The organism is uncultured Nostoc sp. (assembly GCF_937863485.1).
Taxonomy (GTDB): Bacteria; Cyanobacteriota; Cyanobacteriia; order Cyanobacteriales; family Nostocaceae; genus Nostoc.
Genome location: NZ_CALMFY010000074.1, coordinates 1 through 3,387, shown reverse-complemented (window position 1 = coordinate 3,387; position 3,387 = coordinate 1). Strand labels below are relative to the sequence as shown.

Here is a 3,387-nt window from a genome sequence, read left to right as displayed (position 1 = left end):
TCAAAGACTCATTCACGAGTATTAAAGAATTGTTGACGGAGTTCAAAGACTCATTCACGAGTATTAAAGAATTGTTGACGGAGTTCAAAGACTCATTTACGAGTATCAAAGACTCATGAAAATATGTTTACATTATATTTATAGTAAGTTGTATTCCAAACCACATATCTTTTCTACCCCCCTGGTTACTAAGCGCAGTCGTAAAGCCTGCGGCATAGCTACGCCCTAAGCGCCAGCCTCTCCAAGAGTTGTATGCCCCTCTGCCTCTGAGCTTAGTCACATTCTCCCATGACTAAAGTCACTAAGGTGGAGGAAATTTCATTCAGGGGGAGAATAAAATCTACGTTGACAGCTTGAATCACAGCCGAGGGCATCCCGGAAAATTCAGCGGTTTTTACGTCTTGGACAATGACAGTACCGCCCATTTTTTTAATTGCCTCTACCCCGATCGTGCCATCACTACCTGTTCCAGTTAGCACAAGAGCGATCGCTCTATTTTTATAAGTGGCTGCAACCGATTCAAATAACAAGTCAGCCGAAGGACGTAAATGACGTATCGCTTCCGACTGTGATAAGGAAAGCGTACCGTCACCGTTAACCAACAAGTGATGAGCCGGTTTAGCAATGTAAGCCGTTCCTGGGGTAAGGATATCTCCCTGCTCTGCCTGTTTGACGCTAATAGCCGTGCGCCGACTGAGAATTTGTGCCATGAACGACCGATATTGCGGAGCAAGGTGTTGCACAATGGCGATCGCAGCTGTAAATTCTGTTGGTAAAGTCGATAGCACTTTAATTAAAGCAGTCAGACCGCCTGCTGAGGCTGCGATCGCTACAATATCAAAAGCAGCATTAGTAAAGTAAGGTGGATGATTGTTGGCATTTTCCGCCATTTTAATCATGATTTTTAGGTTGTTACTATCAACCAAACTTATTAGTTACAAAAAACACTAATAAATTTACATAAAAATTTTTTAAAAATTATACAGTATGTATTACACTAGATAATAAATAATTTACTTTTTTTTACCTTTCTTTACTAATTTCATAGGTTCATCTTCCTGCTCTAGAATGCGTTTAGCTTCTAAAAGCTGCTGCCTATGTTCCTCACTCACTGTTGGGTATTGCAGATTTAGCTCTTGTAATTTTGTGCAGATAATATTAGCGACTACCAGCCGGGTAAACCATTTGCGATCGGCAGGAATAATATACCACGGAGCCGATTTCGTACTAGTGTGATTGAAAACTTCTTCGTAAGCATTCATATAATCATCCCAAAAAACTCGTTCTTGGACATCGCTATCTGAAAACTTCCAATTTTTTTCAGGAGATTCAATCCGTTCTAAAAAACGTTTTTTCTGCTCTGATTTAGAAACATTGAGAAAGAACTTCAGGATGATTACACCATTCTCTACCAAATATTTTTCCAAACCATTAATTTCTTCAAAGCGTTGTTTCCATATCTTATTTCCCTCAGGTAAGTAAGGAAGTTGTTGCTTTTTCAAGATTTCTGGATGGACACGAGCTACTAGCACTTCTTCATAATATGAGCGGTTGAATATCCCAATTCGACCTCTTTCTGGCAAAGCCTTAGTTGTTCGCCATAAGTAGTCATGGTCTAATTCTTCTGCACTGGGTTCCTTGAAACTAAACACCTGAAATCCTTGCGGGTTAACACCAGATGTCACATGTTTAATTGTGCTATCTTTACCAGCAGCATCCATTGCCTGAAAAATAATCAATAAGGCATAAGTGTTTTGAGCGTAGAGAATATTTTGGTAATTTGCTAGTCGTTCAATATCTGCCTGTAATTTGATTGCAGCATCAGCTTTTTGATTAAAATCAGTCTTATAAGCTGGGTCATAGTTTTTTTTCAAAGAAATCTTTGAACCTGGTGGAACAATGAAAGCATCGTAATTCATATATAATAAAATTTACTGGCAGCTACTTATACACAACCATATTATGAATTACTAATTTCTAACAATTATTATTTCTTAATTAAAGAAGAATTTTAATTTAAAATACTGGGTTTTACGCACTGTAGAAATCAATTATAGTATGAATTTACCATGCATAAATCGTTTCAGGCTTTTATTAATCATTTTTTAATAATAAATAGACCCGCACTTTCGGGGCACAGCATTGCTCATGCATGTCAACTTAAGCTGAAAGCCAGTAAACGAAAAAGCTTTTAAAAGTTGTCTCTCTCGTTGCCTAATGTGGGGCTGCTGCCTCAAGACTAGTACAACACGGTGGAAATAAACATACCCTTCGGGTTCACCAGTCGCCTGCGGAGGGAAACCCTCCCGCAGCGCTGGTTCACCATTTCAAATGGCACAAAAGCTTGGAATACAATTCTTTTGACTTTTGACTTTTGACTTTTGACTTCCGCCTTGCGGCACTAGTGGTACCGCAATGAAAGAGCATTTCCAGCCTCTGGCTGGAAACAAGGTTTTTAAAGGAGTTTTAGCTTAAGTTGACACCAATGAGCATTGCTATTTTTCATTTTCGCCGCTTTGGCATAGGACGCATCGCTTCACGTCCCAACATAAACATCCCCGTAACACCCAAACTGACAAACCAAACATATTGATACCAATATCGCTGAATCTGTTCAACCGTTCTGAGTTCTGGACGCAAGGTGTTTAAGTACAGCAGTAGTACTAATATCATCAGCGCCCCAAAACCAACAAAGCTTAAGCCAACATAAATTCGTGCAGGTCGCAGTTCAAAATCACTAATAGTGTCTAGGTCAATTTCTGCCAGTTCCTTAAAGGAGTCATCTGCCAAAGATGAGGTTGCTTGGAATCTATTGCTTAGTTTTGGTGGCAAAATCGGCGACAGTGTTGCTACGGTTGGGCGACGTAGTAAAGCCTCAGTATCTCGCAACAATTCCAATGGCTTACGGATAGTAGTTGGTTGAGCAAACTCTATGTTATCTGTGGGAGTTGGGGCATTGGCTTTGCTTTCAAAATCCATAGTATGCTTTGGAAGAACCAGGATATAGATAGCCTAGCGAATCATAAGACAAATGCGTCAAAATAATTATAAATTATGAATTACTCGTCCATCTCTTTTAATGTAGCTAATGCTGACGGAGATAAGCGACTCAGATAGCGGAATATCCAGTATTTAAAGATAGTGTTTAAAATCACTGGAAATGTAGCAATAAAGAAAAATATTGTATTTCTACTGGCTGGTAAACCTAAATGTTCTGCCAATCCTTCAAGAAGAACCTCCCACCCATCTGGTGAGTGAAATCCTACGAATATGTCTGTAAATAAAATAATTAAAAAAGCTTTAGCACTATCGCTAAGACCATAGACAATGGTAGGGAGCATCTCAGTTTTTGAAGTACCTCAAACCGACAATAATCCATTAAGGTAG

3 protein-coding genes and 1 pseudogene are annotated in these 3,387 nt (G+C 39.2%); all 4 read right to left on the bottom strand.

What is annotated here, in order from left to right:
* Positions 1–272: 272 nt before the first annotated feature.
* The gene (locus Q0541_RS09975; protein WP_298908975.1) at positions 273–899 is read right to left on the bottom strand and encodes a chemotaxis protein CheB; all 627 of its coding nucleotides are present in this window, start codon (positions 897–899) and stop codon (positions 273–275) included.
* Between the two features lie 114 nt (positions 900–1,013).
* Positions 1,014–1,919, bottom strand: coding sequence for a polyphosphate kinase 2 family protein (locus Q0541_RS09970; protein WP_298908972.1), 906 nt, complete (start codon positions 1,917–1,919; stop codon positions 1,014–1,016).
* 583 nt (positions 1,920–2,502) lie between these two features.
* Positions 2,503–2,979: a hypothetical protein gene (locus Q0541_RS09965; RefSeq protein WP_298908969.1), complete on the bottom strand. Its 477-nt coding sequence runs from the start codon at positions 2,977–2,979 to the stop codon at positions 2,503–2,505.
* Positions 2,980–3,059: 80 nt separating this feature from the next.
* A pseudogene (locus Q0541_RS09960) lies at positions 3,060–3,329 on the bottom strand (proton extrusion protein PcxA); the annotation flags it as partial.
* Positions 3,330–3,387: the final 58 nt, after the last annotated feature.

Bases quoted from the DNA above. Each gene is read 5' to 3' on its own strand.
- Q0541_RS09975 (WP_298908975.1), bottom strand. From the start codon at position 899: ATGATTAAAATGGCGGAAAATGCCAACAATCATCCACCTTACTTTACT.
- Q0541_RS09970 (WP_298908972.1), bottom strand. From the start codon at position 1,919: ATGAATTACGATGCTTTCATTGTTCCACCAGGTTCAAAGATTTCTTTG.
- Q0541_RS09965 (WP_298908969.1), bottom strand. From the start codon at position 2,979: ATGGATTTTGAAAGCAAAGCCAATGCCCCAACTCCCACAGATAACATA.